At 66.3% G+C, this 19,330-nt stretch carries 16 protein-coding genes; 5 read left to right on the top strand and 11 right to left on the bottom strand.

Features of this window, described 5'->3' with window-relative positions:
- Positions 1-82: 82 nt before the first annotated feature.
- Positions 83-1,165, top strand: a complete 1,083-nt coding sequence (locus LRH25_RS18765; protein ID WP_141287575.1) for a substrate-binding domain-containing protein — start codon at positions 83-85, stop codon at positions 1,163-1,165.
- On the opposite strand, the gene LRH25_RS18760 is transcribed toward LRH25_RS18765, so the two are convergent.
- The 10 genes from LRH25_RS18760 to LRH25_RS18715 form a co-directional block, all read right to left on the bottom strand.
- On the bottom strand, positions 1,141-2,553 hold the full coding sequence (locus LRH25_RS18760) for a chloride channel protein (protein WP_141287578.1): 1,413 nt from the start codon (positions 2,551-2,553) through the stop codon (positions 1,141-1,143). The two genes, LRH25_RS18765 and LRH25_RS18760, sit on opposite strands and share 25 nt — an antisense overlap.
- Before the next feature lie 125 nt (positions 2,554-2,678).
- A complete protein-coding gene (locus LRH25_RS18755; RefSeq protein WP_170200855.1) occupies positions 2,679-2,822 on the bottom strand; it encodes a hypothetical protein in 144 nt (47 codons plus the stop codon).
- 142 nt (positions 2,823-2,964) lie between these two features.
- Complete coding sequence (locus LRH25_RS18750; protein WP_375140574.1) at positions 2,965-4,743, bottom strand: MFS transporter; 1,779 nt, start codon at positions 4,741-4,743, stop codon at positions 2,965-2,967.
- Between the two features lie 264 nt (positions 4,744-5,007).
- Complete coding sequence (locus tag LRH25_RS18745; protein WP_141287574.1) at positions 5,008-5,325, bottom strand: hypothetical protein; 318 nt, start codon at positions 5,323-5,325, stop codon at positions 5,008-5,010.
- Between the two features lie 82 nt (positions 5,326-5,407).
- The gene (locus LRH25_RS18740) at positions 5,408-6,388 is read right to left on the bottom strand and encodes a hypothetical protein (RefSeq protein ID WP_141287573.1); all 981 of its coding nucleotides are present in this window, start codon (positions 6,386-6,388) and stop codon (positions 5,408-5,410) included.
- Between the two features lie 13 nt (positions 6,389-6,401).
- Positions 6,402-7,055: a hypothetical protein gene (locus LRH25_RS18735; protein WP_141287572.1), complete on the bottom strand. Its 654-nt coding sequence runs from the start codon at positions 7,053-7,055 to the stop codon at positions 6,402-6,404.
- Positions 7,056-7,091: 36 nt separating this feature from the next.
- The gene (locus LRH25_RS18730; RefSeq protein ID WP_231011999.1) at positions 7,092-7,328 is read right to left on the bottom strand and encodes a DUF1289 domain-containing protein; all 237 of its coding nucleotides are present in this window, start codon (positions 7,326-7,328) and stop codon (positions 7,092-7,094) included.
- A gap of 50 nt (positions 7,329-7,378) precedes the next feature.
- Positions 7,379-7,894 (bottom strand): YbaK/EbsC family protein, encoded by a 516-nt coding sequence (locus tag LRH25_RS18725; protein WP_141287571.1) that lies wholly within the window; start codon positions 7,892-7,894, stop codon positions 7,379-7,381.
- A gap of 23 nt (positions 7,895-7,917) precedes the next feature.
- On the bottom strand, positions 7,918-9,102 hold the full coding sequence (locus tag LRH25_RS18720; RefSeq protein WP_231011928.1) for a YbfB/YjiJ family MFS transporter: 1,185 nt from the start codon (positions 9,100-9,102) through the stop codon (positions 7,918-7,920).
- Complete coding sequence (locus tag LRH25_RS18715; protein WP_141291675.1) at positions 9,089-9,775, bottom strand: 2-hydroxychromene-2-carboxylate isomerase; 687 nt, start codon at positions 9,773-9,775, stop codon at positions 9,089-9,091. The genes LRH25_RS18720 and LRH25_RS18715 overlap by 14 nt, the downstream gene beginning before the upstream one ends.
- Before the next feature lie 112 nt (positions 9,776-9,887).
- Between LRH25_RS18715 and LRH25_RS18710 the strand changes: the two genes are divergently transcribed.
- Positions 9,888-11,297, top strand: a complete 1,410-nt coding sequence (locus LRH25_RS18710; protein WP_231011927.1) for a serine hydrolase domain-containing protein — start codon at positions 9,888-9,890, stop codon at positions 11,295-11,297.
- Positions 11,298-11,461: 164 nt separating this feature from the next.
- On the opposite strand, the gene LRH25_RS18705 is transcribed toward LRH25_RS18710, so the two are convergent.
- Positions 11,462-12,109, bottom strand: coding sequence for a chorismate--pyruvate lyase family protein (locus tag LRH25_RS18705; RefSeq protein WP_259374090.1), 648 nt, complete (start codon positions 12,107-12,109; stop codon positions 11,462-11,464).
- Between the two features lie 322 nt (positions 12,110-12,431).
- Between LRH25_RS18705 and LRH25_RS18700 the strand changes: the two genes are divergently transcribed.
- The 3 genes from LRH25_RS18700 to LRH25_RS33170 all read left to right on the top strand — a co-directional run.
- Positions 12,432-14,558, top strand: a complete 2,127-nt coding sequence (locus LRH25_RS18700) for a type I secretion system permease/ATPase (protein WP_141288572.1) — start codon at positions 12,432-12,434, stop codon at positions 14,556-14,558.
- A gap of 1 nt (position 14,559) precedes the next feature.
- Positions 14,560-16,041 carry an HlyD family type I secretion periplasmic adaptor subunit gene (locus LRH25_RS18695; RefSeq protein ID WP_141288571.1) on the top strand — a complete coding sequence of 494 codons (1,482 nt, stop codon included), beginning with the start codon at positions 14,560-14,562 and terminating at the stop codon, positions 16,039-16,041.
- A gap of 546 nt (positions 16,042-16,587) precedes the next feature.
- Positions 16,588-19,330 (top strand): calcium-binding protein (locus tag LRH25_RS33170; RefSeq protein ID WP_310742437.1); only part of this gene is annotated, 2,743 nt, incomplete at its 3' end.

The raw sequence follows: 19,330 nt of genomic DNA, 5'->3' as shown, positions 1-19,330 counted from the left end.
GGTCTCAATCGACACGGACATCCGCAATATGAATGGCACTGCAGTGCACTTATGCTGGTTACCGCATAAATAGCTTTCCCGCATGGACAAGATCTCGATCCATCCCGTCTGGACAATTCAGACAACCGATGGCGGCGCACTACCGCCGCGCCTGTTGACATTGCTGGTGCAAGTTCATGCCCATGGCAGCCTGCTGGCCGCCTGCCAGCAAATGGGCCTGTCATACCGCCATGCTTGGGACCTGGTGCACCAGGGCGAGGCCCAGCTCGGCGCCACGTTGCTGCACATGACACGCGGCAAGGGCTCCAAGCTGTCCGCCCTCGGCGAGAAGCTGGTCTGGGCGGACCATCGCATTGCCGCGCGGCTCAAGCCGGCGCTTGACTCGCTGGCCTCGGAGTTGGCGGCCGAGATCGGCCGCCTAGCCGTTCACACGCCACCCATGCTGCGGCTGCATGCCAGCCATGGTTTTGCGATCGAGGCGCTGGTCAGCGCGCTGAGCCAGGACGGCCTCGCGGTGGAACGACGCTACGGCAGCAGCACCGAGGCCGTCGCCGCACTGTGCGACCACGCCTGTGATGCCGCCGGCTTTCATGTGCCGCTGGGGCCGCTGGCGACGGCCACGCTCGCCCACTACGCCCGCTGGCTGGCCGAGCCGGCGCTTTGCGTGATCGACATCGCCACCCGCCGCCAGGGCCTGATGGTCGCCTGCGGCAATCCAGCGAAGGTCTACGAACTCTCAGACCTGCTGCGGCCGGGCCTGCGCTTCATCAACCGCCAGGCCGGCTCCGGCACCCGCTTCCTGCTGGAGCGGCTGCTCGCCGCGCAGGGGCTGGACGCCGGTCGCATCTCCGGCTTTGAGCAGGGTGAGTTCACCCATGCAGCGGTGGCCGCCTACGTGGCCAGCGGCATGGCCGACGTTGGCTTCGGCCTGGAGCCGCCGGCCCGCCGCTTCGGGCTGGACTTCATGCCGCAGGCCAACGAGCGCTACTTCCTGCTCTGCCATGCCCAGACGCTGGAACGCCCGGCCATGCAGCAGTTGCTGGCACGGCTGCGCGACCCGGCGATGCGCGCCCAGCTCGACGCCCTGCCCGGCTACGACGCCCGCCACGCAGGCCGGGTCACCCCGCTGGTCGAGGCCTTTCAGGAACCAGCAGCACTGGGCTGAGGCTGGCCCGCTTGAGGCGTGGCCGGGGCAATGCGCAGCAGGCCGGCCAGCTCTTCATACATCGGCCGCGCCAGCAGCCGCGACACGCCGCTGGCCAGCATGGCGCTGGCCATCAGGCTCAGCACCATCGCATGGCCGGAAACCATTTCCATCACGATGATGAAGGCCGTCAGCGGGGCCTGCGTGGCCGCGGCCAGGAAGCCGACCATGCCCAGCGCGATCAGCGGAATGGCCGCGTCGCCGGTGATGCCGGTCAGCAAGGCAATGTCCCGCCCGACGCCCGCGCCCACCGCCAGCGACGGCGCAAACACCCCCGCCGGCACACCGGACCAGGCCGACAGCCAGGTGGCGCAGAACTTCAGCAGCGTGAACACGCCGGGCAGTTGCGCCTCGCCTTCGAGCATGTCGCGCGTCGGTGCGTAGCCTGCGCCCGCCGTGGCCTGGCCGGTCACCAGGCCGATCAAGGCCACTGCCAGCCCGCAGCCCGCGGCGAAGCGCAGCGGATGCTCGCGCCGCCAAGCGCTGAAACGGTCCGGCAGGCCGCGCATCGACACCACCACCAGGCGCGAGAACAGCCCGCCGCCCAGCCCGGCCACCAGCGCCACCAGCAGCCCTGGAAAGAACAGGTGCCAGGACAGCTGCTGCACCGGCAGCTCGCCGAAATAGGTGTGGTTGCCGAACACCGAGACCGACACCAGGCCGGCCAGCACGATGGCCGCGATCACCAGCGCGCTGTGCGAAATGCCGCGTCGGCGCGAGAGTTCCTCCATCGCAAAGATCACGCCGCCCAGCGGGGTGTTGAAGGTCGCGGCAATGCCGGCCGCGGCCCCCGCCACCATCAGGTCATGGCTGTCGATGCCCGACAGCGGCGACAGCCAGCGCCGTGCATGGTCCATCACGCCTGCGCCGACCTGCACCGTCGGCCCCTCGCGGCCGATGGAGAGCCCGGCCAGCATGCCACCGGCCACCAGCACCACCTTGGCCAGCGAAAGCCGCAGCGAGACCAGCGCGCTGCGCTGCGACGGCGTCAGGTCGTCTTCCAGCGCCCGCACCACCTGCGGAATGCCCGAGCCCAGCGCGCCGGGCACCCAGCGGCGGGTGCACCACAGCACCAGCACCGTGACCGCAGGCGTCCAGGCCAGTGCCCACCAGCGCCCGCCCGGTACCGTGCCGCGCAACAGCAGGAAGGCTTGATACGCATGTTCGGCCAGCAGCGTGGAGCCGACCACCAGCAGTCCGGTCAGGACCGCATAGACGAGCACCACCGCGCGGTCCACCCACTGCCGGCCGGCCACCAGTTCCTGCTGGAGATTGCCCCAGAAGTCCGGCGCCACGCCATGCACGCCGCGCACGGCGGCCTCTGCACGGGACTGGCCAGCGCGCAACATCCGCCCCAGCCAGGCCAGCCAGAGGGTCGGCAATCGATTCGGCAACCGCATCCGCCGATGATAGGCGGGCCTCACGCCTCTTTCGCGGTTGGCAGGCCACGCTCGGAGCGTGGCCTCGGGGGGTCTCAAGGCGCAGTGCCCGAGGCCTCCGGTGCGTGGGACTCGATCCCGTGCTTCTCGCCGCTCATGTCGACCGAATCTCCGGCCTTCATCACGACGAAAAGCGCCAGCGCAGCGAACACCACAAAACCCAAAGCCAGCTTCCACATCGCCCTTGTCTCCGTCAGTTGTTTGAAGCCCGCAGGCTATCGCCTGGCGCTGACGCCACGCCAACAACAGCCGACGCGGGGCTGACAGACAAGAAAAAAGCGGCCCCGCAGGGCCGCCTTGTCTTGAGGGGAAGCGGCGTGCTCAATCGCCCGCGTAGATGTCCACGTCCTTGGTCTCGCGCACGAACAGCATGCCGATGACGAAGGTGGCGCCGGCGATGATGATCGGGTACCACAGGCCGTTGTACATGTTGCCGGTCTGGGCCACGATGGCCAGCGCGGTGGCCGGCAGCAGGCCGCCGAACCAGCCGTTGCCGATGTGGTACGGCAGGCTCATCGAGGTGTAGCGGATGCGGGTTGGGAACATCTCCACCAGCATCGCGGCAATCGGGCCGTAGACCATGGTCACCAGGATCACCAGGAAGGTCAGCAGCGCGACCAGCTTGACCTTGTCCATCTTGGCCGGGTCGGCCTTGTCCGGGTAGCCCGCGGCCTTCAGCGCACCCTTGATCTTGCTGGTCAGCACGGCGTCCTTGGCCGTCTTGTCGTCGCTCAAGGTCTTCAGGCTGCCTTCTGCGGCGGTGATGGCCTTGGCGTCCGGCGTGGCGGCGGCCTTCAGGTCGGCCAGCTTCTTCTCGGCGCCGGCCTTGGCGGTGGCGACGTCTTCCGGGCTGATGGCAGTGCTGATCTCGGTTTCGCCGATCTTGATCACGGCCGGCGTGCCGGCAGGTGCCTCCAGGTTGTCATAGCTCACCGAGGCGCCGGCCAGCTTCTGCTTGGCCACATCGCACGAGCTGGTGAACTTGGCGGTGCCGGTCGGGTTGAACTGGAACGAGCACTCCTTCGGGTCGGCCGTCACCGTGACCTTGGCGCTGGCCTGCGCACGCGCCAGGTCGGGGTTGGCCGACTCGGTGATCATGCGGAAGACAGGGAAGTAGGTCAGCACGGCGATCAGGCAGCCGGCCATGATGATGGGCTTGCGGCCGATCTTGTCCGACAGGGTGCCGAAGACGATGAAGAACGGCGTGCCGATCAGCAGCGACAGCGCGATCAGGATGTTGGCCGTGGCCCCGTCCACCTTCAGCGCACCGGTCAGGAAGAACAGCGCGTAGAACTGGCCGGTGTACCAGACGACGGCCTGGCCGGCGGTCAGGCCGACCAGCGCCAGGATCACGATCTTCAGGTTCTTCCACTGGCCGAAGGATTCGGTCAGCGGCGCCTTGGAGGTCTTGCCCTCGGCCTTCATCTTCTTGAAGGCAGGCGATTCATTCATCGACAGCCGGATCCACACGCTGATGCCCAGCAGCAGGATGGAGACGATGAACGGGATGCGCCAGCCCCACTTTGCGAACTCTTCTTCGCCAATGGCGGTGCGGGTGCCCAGGATCACCAGCAGCGACAGGAACAGGCCCATGGTTGCGGTGGTCTGGATCCACGCGGTGTAGGCGCCGCGCTTGCCGTGCGGCGCGTGCTCGGCGACGTAGGTCGCGGCACCGCCGTATTCACCGCCCAGCGCCAGGCCTTGCAGCATGCGCAGCGCGATCAGGATGATCGGTGCAGCGATGCCGATGGACGCATAGTTGGGCAGCACGCCGACGATGAAGGTCGACAGGCCCATGATCAGAATGGTCACCAGGAAGGTGTACTTGCGGCCAATCATGTCGCCCAGGCGGCCGAAGACCAGCGCACCGAATGGCCGCACGATGAAGCCGGCAGCAAAGGCCAGCAGCGAGAAGATGGTGCGCGAGGCCGGGTCCAGTGCCGAGAAGAACTGGTTGCCGATGATCACGGCCAAGGTGCCGTACAGATAGAAGTCGTACCACTCGAACACCGTGCCCAGCGAGGACGCGAAGATGACCTTCTTCTCCTCCGCTGTCATCGGCGCGGTCGACACCGTCGGTGTCATTGCCACTGTTGCCATGCTTGTCTCCTGATGACCGAGCGCTGCCCCAACGGCTGCGCTGCGCTGCACTGTTGGCCTTGGCGCTGACCCGCTTCTGACGCCAAGCTGAACAGAAACTGACAAACTCCGGTCCAACCCTGAGACCGCGTTCCGGCATGCGGAAAACGGGCGCCTAGCGAGGGAAAGTCCCAGGGGCCGATGGCGTCGGTGCAAACCCCTGCTGTGCAAGGCCCGGAACCGCCGCCGAGCGGCTTTGGCCCTTTGGTGCGCTGCGGTGCCCGGTCAGGCCAGGGCGGTGAACTCGGCAAACATCGTGTGCGACTCCGGCAGGCTGGCCAGCGGCACGTAGTCGCACACCTCGGCGAACTCGGCCCACAGCGCCAGCACTGCGGGGTTGCCATGCGCTGCGCCCACCGCCTCCGCCGAGCGCCACTCGAAGACCTCCACCAGCGTGCCTTCCGCTGCCTGCATCACATAGGCCGGGCGGTCACTCACCAGCCCCTGCTCGGCCAGCACCCGCAAGTGCTTGTCGATCAAGCTGCGCAGCACCTGCTCCTGGCCCCGCCTGGGCTTGTAGGCCACGATGACAAACACCCCCATGGCGACGCCTCCTTCCCTGCTTCCACGCCCGATGCCCCGATGCTAGCGCCACGCCTGGGCACTGGCACCAGGCGCTGACGGCTCAGGCCAGCGGCAAGACTGCGTGCGCCCGGCTGAGCTCATCGTGCAGTTGCTGCACCATGAGCAAGTCCTGGTCCACGACCGAACTGCCCAACGCCGCCACAAAGCTGCAGGCCGCAAAACCGGCCGCACGCACTTCGTAGGCAGCGATCCAGGCTTCGCGCTCCGACAGCCTTTCGGGCTTGACGGGCCAAACGCCGGGCCGCGGGCGCAGGCGCTCCATCCAACCGATGCGCCAGGGCTTGGCGCTGACGCGGGCGCGGAAGCAGCCCTGGTTCAGGCACATGCGGGCGTACAGCGGGTCGGCACCCAGTGCCTGGAAGTGCTGTGGCAGCTCGGGCTCGTGGGCGTCGAAGCCGCGGTGCATGGCCAGCAGGCGCATGCCGGCCGGCGTGCGGTAGAGGCGCAGGTGCCATTCGGGGTGGGCCAGCAGGAAAGCGTCGATGCGTTGCCGGGCGCGCCATTCGTCCGCCCCCGGATGGCGCATGCGGTGCTTCGCCAGCCGGGCGGACACAAAGCTGCTGAAGAGCCAGGCCCCCAGCGCCGCGGCAAAGAAAGCCACCCATGAATGCCGCTGATGGCCGAACACCGCCGCCAGGCCCCACAACAGGCCGAGCAGCGCACGCTTGAGGCCTTTGTCGACATCGGTGGGAAAGTCGATGTCGACGAACAAGGCCTTGGCGGTGTTCAGGCAACGCGCGCCGTAGCTGTTGCGGGTCACCACCAGGTCTTCGCCATGGCGGCTGACGATTTCCTCGCGGATCGGCAGGCCCTGGGCGCCGTTGTACGGCCGCTTGAAGTCGCGCGGCGGCAGCTTCTCGCCGGACAGGGCGCGGGCCAGCGCCTCCTGCGCGCGCTGGTCGGCGTGCTGCTGAGCCGCCTCCTGGCTGATGTCGGACCAGCCGAAGCGGCGCAGCGTGCGCTGGCTGCCTTCGGCCTTGTGTTGTGCGCGGCCTTCGGCCCAGAAGCTCGGGACGATCATCTGAACAGAGAGCTCAATGGACCTGGCCGCTGCCACCCTGCCCTGGCCGCATCTGCTGCTGGCGCCAGGCCAGGTAGCCCAGCAGCTCGGGCAGCGGGAAAAAACCTTCTTCCGGTGGATGGGCCGGGAGCTCGCACACTTCCAGCAGCTCGACCTCGGTGGCAGCGGCGCGTTCGCCCAGGGCGGTGTCCAGCACGATCAGCACGCCGCTGTCGAACTCCTCTTCCATCTCGGCAATGAAGCCGGGCACGGCAATGCGCAGGCCCAGCATGTGCGGCGCGTCTTCGTCCAGCAGCGGCTGGAACCACAGCTCGGCCGGCTGCAGCTCGATGCCCTGGTAGCGAATGCCAAAGTCGAAGCCCAGCGGTGGTTTCAGCGCAACGACCCGCCAGCCGGTGAGCGGCGAGGCCAGCGCCACCAGGGTTTCGACCTTGTCGAACAGGTCCACATCGCCCTGCGCGGTGATGACCAGTTCGCGCGGCGAGACCTCGGCCGACGAGACCTCGAACCACAGGCCGTCGTCGAGTGCCTGCAGGCGCAGCAGCAGCTCGTCCCAGAAGACATCGTCGGGACTGCGCAAGGCGTCCAGCTCGGCCTGGTGCTCGAACAGCCAGGCCCAGAACGCCTGGGCTGCCTCACGCCACGGCGCGGGGTCATTCAACTGCATGCTTTGGCCTCGGGTGACGGAAATGGAGGAACGGGGTCAGCTGGCGCCGGGCGACGGGGGCAAAGGGCCGAACAAGGCTTCCTGCTGCTGTTGCCAGCGCCCGGGCAAGCGGGCCCAGACCTGCAGCTTGCCGGCCTCGTCCTGGCGCGACCAGGCGATGATTTCATCGATGCTGCGCAGGCAACCTTCGCACCAGCCCGTGGCCGGATCCATGCGGCAGACGGAGATGCAAGGCGACGGCACCGGCTGGCCAGCGGACCAATCCGCGGGCAGGACGGGTGGCGCGTCCAGCAAGAAGGCGGGAACGGCGCGGTCCACCGGGCTCAGCCTTCCTGCGCCACGTCGGCCACCGGCGCGCCGGTGAGCTGCACCAGCTCGTCCGGGTGCAGGCGGAACACGCCGTTCGGGTGGCCGGCAGCGGCCCACACCTCGTCGAAGCGGAACAGCGTGCGGTCGATCAGCGTGACCGGCCGCGTGGCATGGCCCACTGGCGAAACGCCGCCGATGGAAAAGCCGGTGCGCGACTTGACGAAGGCCGCGTCGGCCCGGCCGATGGGGCCGACCAGCGCGGCAACCTTCTTCTCGTCCACCCGCTGGTCGCCCGCGGCCACCACCAGTACCGCCACTTCGTCGGACTTGCGCCGGAAGATCACGCTCTTGGCGATCTGCCCGGTCGCCAGGCCCAGCGCTTCGGCGGCTTCCTGGCAAGTGCGGGCCGGCACGTCCAGCCACTTGGGCAGGTGCGGGTGGCCACGCTCGGCCAGCAGGCGGGTGACCAGCGCAAAGCCTTCGTGCGGGGCTTCGGCAGCGGAAGATGAAAGTTCGATCTCGGCGCTCATGCCGTGATTGTGGCGGCAAGCGCTCAGCGCCTGGTCGGTGCGCCGCCGGACTTCGGCAGGCAGGCCAGCAGCACCATGCCCATCGCCAGCACTGCGGCGGTCAGGTACAGCGCACCATGGAAGCTGCCACTGGCCTGCGCCATCGCGCCAGACAGCGCGGGGGCTGCGATCTGTGCCGCGCCGTAACTCAGCGTCAGCCGCGCCATGGCTTTGCCCGGGTTGTGCGGCGAGCGGCGGCCCACCAGCGCCAGTGTCAGGCTGACGATGCCGACGAAGGTCGCGCCGTAGCCGATGGCGCTCAGCAGCGCCGCGGCCAGCGTGCCGGACAGTGCGGGCAGCAACACCGCCACCGCCTGCACGCCGAAGGCGATCAGCAGCGCACGCTGCTCGCCAATGCGACGGGCGATGCGATCCCACAGGAACACCGTGGGCAGTGCGGTAAGCCCCACCAGCGCCCAGGCCAGCGGCCCATGCCCGGCCAGCGCCGGCTCGCGCTCGACGATGGTGACGGTGAAGGTGGCGCTGACGACAAAGCCCCAGCCCGCCGCGAAGTAGCTGGCCGACATCAGCAGCAGCCAGCGCAGTGAAGGGCCGCCCCCATCGCTCGCGGCGTGCGCGGGCGGCGCGGCCGGCGGCACTGGAGGGCGCCAGCGCCAGGCCGGCAACAGGAACACCAGCCCCACGCCGCCCAGTGCCAGCCAGTGCGCCTGCCAGCCCGGCCACCAGCGCGTGAAGGCCCAGCACGCCAGCGCGGAGACCACCACGCCCACGCCAATGCCCATGAAGTGCAGCCCCAGCTCGGGCCGGCGGCCGGCGCGCATCAGCCAGTTCAGCACCAGGCCCGAGCCCAGCAGCATGCCGGCCGCGCCACACAGCCCGCCCAGGTAGCGCAGCATCAGCCAGCCGGGCCACCAGTCGCCCAGGCCGAAGGCCGCGGTGCTGAGCACGGCCAGCAGCAGCCCGGCGCTGTAGAGCCGATGGCGCCAGCGCGCATCGTCTATCCATGCGGCCAGCAGCGTGCCGCTCATGTAGCCGGCATAGTTCACCGCGGCCAGCAGGCCGGCGTTGCGGTCGGACAGCCCCGTCTGCACCTGCAGTTCGGGTAGCAGCGGCGTGTAGGCAAAACGCGCCAGGCCGACGGTCAGCACCAGCGCGCTGAGACCGCCGGTGATGACTTGCCAGGGTTGGAGAGGCTTAGATCCGCCCATCGGCCAGGCGGCGTTCGATCTGCGGCTTGCGGTCATTGCCCCAGAAGGGCTCGCCGTCGATGATGAAAAACGGCGCGCCGAACACGCCCAGCGCCAGTGCGTCGTCATTGGCCTGCTTGAGCCGGTGCTTCCAGACCGGGTCGCCCCAGGCGTCCTGCGCAGCCTCGGCGTCCAGGCCGGTCTCCGCCACCAGCGCCTTCAGCGCGGCCGGCTCGCTGAGCGGCACGCCGCGTGTGAAGTAGGCCCGCATGCCGGCGCGGGACCATGCGGCGGCAGCGTCCGGCCCTTGCGTGTCGTGCAGCCACCAGAACACGCGGGCGGCGTTCTGCGTGGCGATGGGAAACGGCGCGGGCTGGCGATACGGCACCCGCTCGAAACGCGCCGAGCGCTCGAAATCCAGCAGCGTGTACTCGCGCTTGACCGGATGCGATACCGGGCTCACCAGAAACCGCTGGGCCGCCCCAAGGTTTCTGACCCCCTCGGGGGGCGGGCTGGGCGCGAGCCCGGCCCTGGGGGCGCTCGTGGATTCGGCGGCCTGGAAAGCCACGCCCAGCAGGATGGCGTGGCGGCGCACTGGCCGGCCATGACGCGCGGCCAGCGCGTCGATCCATTCGTTGGCGATGTAGGCATAGGGTGACGAGAAGTCGAAGAAAAAGTCGATGGCGGCAGGCATGATCGTGCAAACGATAGACCGATCCGTCGCGCGTGGCGACAGTGCATGCCCCGGTTGCGCAGTTTCGTCGCAGCAGTACCGCATGCTGCAAGGTCTTGCCTAGCATGGCGCCATGCCGCACCTTTCCGTCAATGCCGCGCGCCGGCACTTCCAAGCCTTGGCTCTCTCGGCCCTGCTGGCGCTGAATCTGCCGACAGCGCATGCAGCCCCGCTCTCCGCCGCCGAGGAGTCCGCCATCGACAGCACCGTGCGCGAGGCGCTGCGCACGCAGCGGGCGCCCGGCGCCGTGGTAGCGATCCGCCGCGGCGGCGAGTTGCTGCTGCGCCGCGCCTATGGCCTGGCGGACGTCGCCAGCGGCCGGGCCATGCACGAGGACACGGCCTTCGAGATCGGCTCCATCACCAAGCAAATGACCGCGGCCGCGGTGCTGCAGCTGGTGCAGGCCGGCCGGCTCTCGCTGGACGACGCGGTGAGCAAGTTCGTACCCAGCTACCCTGCTGCTGCACAAGTGACCGTGCGGCAATTGCTTCAGCAGACCAGCGGGCTGCCGGACTTCGCCGGCACAGAGGCTTTTGCCGCCAACGCGACGCAGACGCCGGCCCGCTTCGAGCAGGTACTGGCCACGGTACAGGCCGCGCCACAGCAGTTCACACCGGGCAGCCGCTTTCGCTACAGCAACACGAACTACCTGCTGCTGGCCCGCATCGTCGAGACCGTCAGCGGCCAGCCGTTTGCGACCCGGCTGGGCGAGCAGGTGCTGGCCCCCGTCGGCATGGCCCACACCGGGGCCAGCGACGGCGCGCTGCGCTGGCCGGACCTGGCCAGCGGCCACACCACCGAAGCCGGCCAGGTGCAGCGCGCGCCCCGCTTCCAGCCAAGCTGGATCCGCGGTGCCGGCGAGCTGGTGTCGACCGCCGATGACCTGCTGGCCTGGGCCGAGGCGCTGGGCAGCGGCCGCGTGGTCTCACCCGCGTCGTATCAGGCGATGGCCACGCCTGCCGTGCTGAACAACGGCCAGCCCGATGGCTACGGCTTCGGCCTTTTCGTCGACCGCCAGGCCGGCCATGCACGGCTGTGGCACGGCGGCGGCACGCTGGGCTTTTCGTCCAGCCTGATGCGGTATCCGGCAGAGCAGTTGACCATCGTCGTGCTGGTGAACCACGAAGCGCTGAATGCGTCGGCGCTGTCGGCCTCGCTGTTCGAGGTTTTGCACCCCGAAGCCCGCGCCGCGCACGCGCCGGTGCCGGGCGAAGACCCGGCCTTGACGCAGCAGCTGCGGGCCTGGTTGGCCGCACTGAAGCAGGGCACGCCAAGCGCCGACATCGCGCTCGCGCCAGCGCAGCGGCAAGCCCTGCAGAACACCTTGGACAACTACGGCCGGCCCGAAGCGCTGGTGTACCGCGGCCAGCGCGGCGATGGCGAACGGCGCTACCTGCTGCGCTTTGGCGCGCAGTGGTTCCACTTCGATTTCAGCCGCGCAGCCGGCGGCGCCCTGCGCGCCGCGACGATCACGCCGGAGTGATCTCAGAGCCTGAGAGTTTTTCGGCCGTGCCCGAAGGGCGCGTCACAACGCCTCCGCTCTAGGCGCAAAGCGCAGCCATAGCTCGGGCTATGGCGAGCATTTGTAACGACGAGCGGGGGTGTTTTGGCGTGCAAGGCGGGCTTGGTCGAAAGACTCTCAGGCTCTCAGTCCGCCCGGTGGTAGCGCAATGCGCGCTGCGCCTGGCGCGCCGGCCAGCCGGCCATCAGGCCGGGCACGAAATATTCGCCCACCAGCAGGGCCTGGCCCTGGCGGTGGAAAGTGGACCAGCGCTGCCAGACGCCGCGCGCCGGGCAAGGCTGGCCAGTGGCCTCGGCCCAGGCGCGGCACAAGGCGCGCGCCACCGGATGCGCGGCCGGCAGCCAGTGCTGCGAGAGCGGCGAGCGCTGCACGTCGCCTCGCGTGAACAGCAGTTCGGCCAGCGGCCGCTGCGCCAAGCCACGCAAGGCCTTCCACGGGCCGCGCGCGGCGGCCGCAGCCGGCGTGACCGAGTGCGCGAACACCATCGGCTGGTCGGCGCCGATCAGCAGCACGGTCCGCGCATGCACCGCCGCGCCGCGCTGCAGGCCCAGCGCCTGCGCATCACCCGCGTTGCAGGGGCGCAGGCCTTGCGCCAGCACCTTCACCGACAGCGGCGGGCGGGCGGTGCGCAGGTGCACCGTCAGCGAACCTTCTGCCCGTAACCAAGCGGCAGCTTGCCCCGATGTTGGACGCCCTCCGCTGCGCCGCCCTGTCGCGTGCGAGCCAATCCAAGCCCCGCCAAACGCGCGAAACCTACTCGTGCAAATTCCCATACGCAACTACTTTGTAAATCTGAGCAAAGCAACGGATAACATTGAGGGGATTTTGCGTCGCGGTCGAGGCTCTCTCAGCCGCCCAAGCCCACCAAGCGCCATAGAGCGCGGGCAGATCCACAACGAAGACGCTCAGGGAGGAACCAAGGCGCCGTAAAGGCGGGGGTGCGCCCTGTTCTGTCTGCCATTCGCTCAGTCATCTGCTGAGCGCGACAGGACCATGCAGGCGCCCTCGCAGCACACCGAACCTCTCACCTCCGACGCGGAATCCGCAGCCGAGGCGCCATCGCAAGGCAGGCTCCAGGCCTTTCAAGCCCTGGCCATGCTGGCCCGGCTGCACCATGTCGCAGCGGAGCCTGCCTCATTGCTACACGAGTTGGGGCTCTCGCCCGACGAAGCGTGGCAAATCGAAGACGTGCTGCTCGCGGCCCGCAGCATCGGCCTCAAGGCCAAGGTGAGCAACCCACCTGCGGAACGGCTTGCTCAGAACCCCTTGCCCGCATTGGCCATTCTCAAGGAACCGGGTGCGGGTAAAAACGCGTCGGTGCGACTGGTGGTTTTGGCCCAGTGCGACGGACAACGTGTCCTGTTGATGGCCCCTGGCACAACCAGTGACAGCCACAACGGCCGCCCCACCATCGAACCGCTGGAGGCATTCCTCGCCCAGTGGACTGGCGAGTTGGTGCTCGTGACCAGCCATGCCAGCTTGGCAGGTGAGCTCGCGCGCTTCGACTTCAGCTGGTTCATTCCCAGCATCGTCAAGCACAGGCGCTTGCTGGGCGAGGTGCTGCTGTTCTCGCTGTTCCTGCAGTTGTTCGCGCTTGTGTCCCCGCTGTTTTTCCAGGCAGTGATGGACAAGGTGCTGGTCCACAAAGGCTTGAGCACCCTGGACGTGCTGGCCGTTGGCCTGCTGGGCGTGGTGCTGTTTGAAAGCACGCTCACGGTGCTGCGCGCCTACGTGCTCAGCCACACCACCAGCCGGATCGACGTGGAACTGGGCAGCCGCTTGCTGCGCCACTTGCTTGCCTTGCCGCTGGCCTACTTCCAGGCCCGCCGAGTGGGCGACTCGGTGGCCCGCATGCGCGAGCTGGAAAACATCCGAAGCTTCCTCACCGGCAATGCCCTCACGCTCGTTCTCGACCTGCTGTTCTCTACGCTGTTCATCGCCGTCATGTTCAGCTACAGCACGTCACTGACGCTGATTGTCGTGGCCTCCTTGCCAGCCTATGTCCTGCTCAGTCTGCTGGTGGTACCGGTGCTGCGCGGCAGGTTGGCGGAGAAGTTTGCGCGCGGCGCGGAAAATCAGGCCTTGCTGGTCGAAACCATCGCCGGCATCCAGACCGTCAAGGCCACTGCACTGGAGCCGCAGGTCGCTCGCCGCTGGGACCAGCAACTGGCCGCCTACGTCAGCGCGAGCTTCAAGACGCAGAACCTGGCGCAGGCCGCCCATGAAGGCGTGAACCTCGTCGGCAAGCTGGTGAACGTGGCCACGCTGTGGTGGGGCGCCCAGCTGGTGATGGACGGCTACCTCAGCGTGGGTCAGTTCGTCGCCTTCAACATGTTCGCCGGGCGGGTGGCCCAACCCATCATGCGCATGGCGCAGATGTGGACGGATTTCCAGCAAACCGGACTATCCATGGCCCGGCTGGGCGACATCCTCAACACCCCCACCGAAGTGCGCCCGCAAAGCGCCTCGCCGCTGCCGGTCTTGAAGGGCCGTGTGAGCTTCGATCAAGTCAGTTTCCGCTACCGGCCCGATGCGCCCCCGGTGCTGCACAACATCAGCCTGGACATCCGACCCGGCGAGGTGATCGGCATCGTCGGCCGCAGCGGCTCCGGCAAAAGCACCTTGACCAAGCTGGTTCAGCGCCTGTACGCCCCTGAGCAGGGCCGCGTGCTGGTGGATGGCCACGACATTGCGCTGATCGATGCCGCCCAGCTGCGACGCCAGATCGGCGTGGTGCTGCAGGAAAACTTGCTGTTCAACCGCAGCGTGCGCGAGAACATCGCCATCGCCGATCCGGCCGCGCCACTGGAGGCCGTGCTGCGCGCCGCGCACCTGGCCGGCGCCCATGAGTTCATCGCGGAATTGCCCCAGGGCTATGACACCCTGGTGAGCGAGCAAGGCGCCAGCCTCTCGGGCGGACAACGCCAGCGAATTGCCATCGCCCGCGCGCTGTTTGCCAACCCTCGGGTGCTGATCTTCGACGAAGCCACCAGCGCGCTGGACTACGAAAGCGAAGCCATCATCCAGCGCAACATGGCGGCGATCTGCCAGGGGCGCACCGTGATCATCATCGCCCACCGGCTCTCCGCCGTGCGGCGAGCCCATCGCATCATCGCGATGGACAAAGGCCGCATCGTGGAAGCCGGTAGCCACGAAGAACTCATCGCACGGCCCAAGAGTCTCTATGCCCACCTGTGGCAGCTTCAAACAGGAGGGGCATGACATGGCCGCCCAGATGACAAATCACCCCGCATGGGCCTTGTTCCAGCGCTACGCCGCCGTTGGCAAGGCCGCCTGGCAACACCGCCACGAACTGGCCGGCCCGGCGCGGCTGAGCGATGAACTGGCCTTCCTGCCCGCCCACCTCAGCCTGCAAGACACGCCCGTGCATCCAGCGCCTCGCCGTGCCGGCATCGCCCTCTGCGCGCTGTTCACTGCCGCGCTCGTCTGGAGCGTGCTGGGCAAGATCGACATCGTGGCCGTGGCCAACGGCCGGGTGATCGTGCACCAGCGCAGCAAGACCGTACAGCCGCTGGACACCAGCGTCGTCAAAGCCATCCACGTCAAAGACGGCGATCAGGTCCAGGCAGGGCAGTTGCTGATCGAACTCGACCCCACCAACGCGCTGGCCGATGCCAGCCGCGTCGACCAGGAGCGCGCCTCGGCTTACAGCGAAAGCTTGCGCACCCAGTTGCTGCTGAGCGCGCTGTCGGCCACGCCCGTCCTGGCCCCAACCTGGCCCGCGCAGCACGAGTTGGCGCCAGACGATGCCGCCTTGGCCAAAGCGCAGTTGCAGACGGAGTGGGACGACATCAGCGCCAAGCTGGCCAAGCTGCAGGCCGAACTGGAAACTCGCGTTGCCGAGATGGACACCGCCCAGCAGCAGGTGGCCAAGCTGCAAACCACCCTGCCACTTGCCATTCAGCGCGAGGCCGATTTCAAGGCCCTGAGCGCCCAGGGCTTCGTGGCCGGCCATGCGGGACAGGACCGCACCCGCGAACGCATAGAACTGGAGCGCGACCTGGCCACCGCGCAGGCCAGAACCCGCGAGACCCGTGCCGCGCAACTCGAAAGCCAACAGGCTCGCCTGGCCTACCGAGCCGAGACCCTACGCAACCTGCGCGAACGCCATGGCGAAGCCGAGCTCAAGCTCCACCAATCCGACGAAGAGCGCCACAAGGCCAGCCAGCGCACCGCTTTGACCCGCCTCACCGCCCCCGTCAGCGGCAGCGTGCAGCAGCTCGCGGTGCACACCGTGGGCGGCGTGGTCACCCCCGCGCAAGTCCTGCTGGTGGTGGTGCCCAACGACGCGCAGGTCAGCGCCGAGGTCAAGCTGGAGAACAAGGACATCGGCTTCGTCCGCGAAGGCCAGTTGGCCGAAGTGAAGTTCGAAACCTTCCCCTTCACCCGCTACGGCACCGTGCCCGCCACGGTCACCACTGTCTCGGCCGATGCCGTGCTGGAAGACAAGCGCAGCACCGCCAGCACCTCGACCACTGCCACCACCGAAGACACCACCTCCGTGGCCAGCTTCCCCGCCCTGCTCACGTTGCAGGCCTCCACGCTGAACATCGACGGCAAAACCGTCCGCCTCACCCCCGGCATGAACGTCACCGCCGAAATCAAGACCGGCAAGCGAAGAGTGATCGACTATCTGATTTCACCGATTCGCCAGCGGATTTCGGAAAGTGCGGGGGAGCGGTGAAATGGATTTCCACATCATGAATTTGCATGGTATTCATGGTCTTCCACATCGTAGATGATGAGGTTCTTTAATGGGCTACCGTCTTTATCATTTTCAAAGCCAGCTGGGCCAAAAAATAGCCAACTGAAGGCCGCCCACGCACGCCGCATTAATACATGCTAGAGAAAATATTAACAACAAGCAAAGCGTAGTCGACCATGCAACTTCCCAAGACCAGAAAACAGCATCCTGCAGGCACGAGATAATGCGCAAGGCAATTGACCACCAATATATTTACAGTCAATTCAATCCGCATCAACAAATCCCCCGCACATTTTTCACCAAAGCAATCCACCCAACCACCCAAGCATAATCACCTCAAACGACAAAAATGACCACGCTATATGCCTACATCTTCGCCACACTTGCCGGATCTATTTTATCGTGGTTAATATACAAAATAATATACTCTAGATTTAACAAGAAGATCTCCTTCGACGGATCCCAGTTCATCATTGGAATTATTCTCCTTTTCTCCTGCCTTATTTACGCAATCACGGACTTCATATGAGCCTACCTACATTTTTCTCCAACTTCTTTTCAGAAATGGCTCGCCGCATGGCTGTGGCGGTCCCGATAAACATTCCGTTTGGCGCACTCGGCGTACCTGGACCGGTTCCGTCGTTATTCGGATACCTCCTTTATCCAACTGAAGCAAATGCTCCGACCTTATTCGACACAGACGCCGATGGCTTTATCCATCCGAGCGAAGGCAGAACCTGGCCTGTCACCGCACAAGAACAGGCGGAGATGGATAAATACAATGACATGATTCGAGGGATCTCAGCGGCTCAAAAGTCCGCGCTTGACGAGGCACTGGCGGAGACATTCCCAATTTCCAGTGGTGCAATCAATGTTTCAACAAACACCAACTTCAACGCCGCCCTCAACTGGCGCCCACGCCGCGACCCGCTTGCGATTGACCTGGACGGCGATGGCATCGAGACGCTGGCTGTGGGGACCAATCCCGTTTTGTTCGACCACGACGCGGATGGCGTCAAGACCGGGACCGGGTGGCTCAAGGGGGATGACGCTTGGTTGGTGATGGACCGCAATGGCAATGGCAGCATTGACACCGGGCGCGAGCTGTTTGGCGTGGATACCCAGATCACGCGGGCGGACGGCAGCACCGGGCTGGCCAGCAGCGGCTTTGAGGCGCTGAGCAGCCTGGATGCGAACCACGACGGGGTCTTCAATGCGCAGGACGCGGCCTTCACTGAAGTTCGTCTCTGGCAGGACCTGAATGCCGATGGCATCAGCCAGGCGGGAGAGCTTTTCACGCTGGGTGACAAGGGCATTGTGAGCATTGCGCTTACTGCGGAAACCGGAACCAATGCCGATCTGGGCAACGGCAACGCCGTGACCGGCAAGGCCGATGTGATCCGCGCGGATGGCACCGCCACTGAGGTGGATGCTGTGAACCTTGCGGACAATGCCGTGGCCAACCTCAATTTGGCCAGCAATCCTTTCTACCGCGAGTTCACCGACACCATTCCCCTTACGGCGACGGCAGCTGCCTTGCCGGAGATGACGGGCAGCGGGTGGGTGCGAGATTTGCGGGAATCGATGAGCCTTGAATCGGCAAGCGCAGCGCAACTGCAAACGCAGGTGTCATCTTTCGCCGCCGCCGACAGTCGAGATGAGCAGCTTGCACTCGTTGACAGCATCCTCAGCGATTGGGCAATTTCCTCCGGCCGATACAACGCGCCATTTGGCACGCTCATCGCGCTCAACAAGTCCATCGTGACGAACGGATCCACCACCACGACTCACTACACCGAAGCGGAGCCCGGTTCGTATGACCTTTCGCAGCAAGTCGTACCAGCGCTTGATGTGAGATTTTCTCAGGGCTATTACATATGGGACACGATTGGCCCAGGTGTTTATGGCTACGTACCGGGCCCCGAGGCGCTGGAGATCGTTCGGCGCATGACGATGCTGGAGATCTTCAATGGCAGCCGGTTTTTTGACATCACCCAAACCACGACCAATACAAGTCCCGGCGGGAGCCAGAGCGGCGGTGGCAGCGGCGGCGGCGGTGCCGCCCCCACAAAGGGCTTGGTCACGCAATTGACGGTGACCCTCTCCGCCGATCAGATCAATTTCATTAACCAAGCGTACGAAGCATTGCAGTCATCCGTCTATGGCGCGCTGGCAATGCAAACGCGGCTGGCAGACTACCTGGACAGCATCCAGTTGGTCATTGACGACCAAGGCGTGCAATTCGACACCACAGGGCTGACGACCCTGCTCACGGAGAACAAGGCGGTCAACCCGCACGATGCCATCCTTGATCTGGTTGACCTGAACCGCTATTCGCACGACACCCTCGTGGCCGTTGGCTATGACGGGATGAATGCGCTGCGCACCTGGGTGGACGAACTCCCCGCGGATTCGTCGATCAGAAGCGACTTGGCAGCCGCGCATGTGCTGCTCGCCACGTCCACCGCTGCGCCAACTGGCTCTAGCAGCGACGACCTGTACCTGGGCAACGGCGCCAACAACACCTTCAACGCCAACGCAGGAAACGACTTGGCGGATGGCGGCGCCGGCAATGACGTGATGCACGGCAACGACGGCAACGACCAATTGCTTGGCGCTGGTGGCAATGACACGCTATATGGAGACAACGGCAACGACACGCTCGACGGCGGCATCGGCGATGACGCCCTCAGCGGCGGCGCTGGCTCCGACACCTACCTGTTCGCCCGCGGCTCCGGCTCCGATACCCTCAACAACACCGACTCCAGCACCGGCAAGACCGATACCCTGGCCTTTGGCGCCGGCATCGCCCCTTCGGACATCAAGATCACCCGCTCCGGCGACAACCTGATCCTGTCCATCGTCGGCTCTTCCGACAAGGTCACCGTCACCAGCTATTTCAGCGCCGACGGCACCAGCAACTACCGGCTTGAGTTGATCACTTTCGCCGATGGCACTTCCTGGGACATCGCCACTGTCAAGGCCTTGGCCATCACCGGCTCCAGTGACGTCGACTACCTGACGGCCTACGCCACTGCCGATGTCATCACCACCCTGGGCGGCAACGACACCGTCTATGCCCGCTCTGGCGACGACACCGTCTCCGGCGGCGATGGCAACGACATCCTCAATGGCGAAGACGGCAATGACTTGCTCGCTGGCGACGCAGGCAATGACACGCTCAATGGCGGCAACGGCAACGACACGCTCGACGGCGGCATCGGCGATGACGCCCTCAGCGGCGGCGCTGGCTCCGACACCTACCTGT

The organism is Ideonella azotifigens (assembly GCF_021043325.1).
Lineage (GTDB): Bacteria > Pseudomonadota > Gammaproteobacteria > Burkholderiales > Burkholderiaceae_C > Ideonella > Ideonella azotifigens.
Note: the sequence above shows the minus strand (reverse complement) of the source record. Positions and strands in the feature narration are given on the sequence as shown.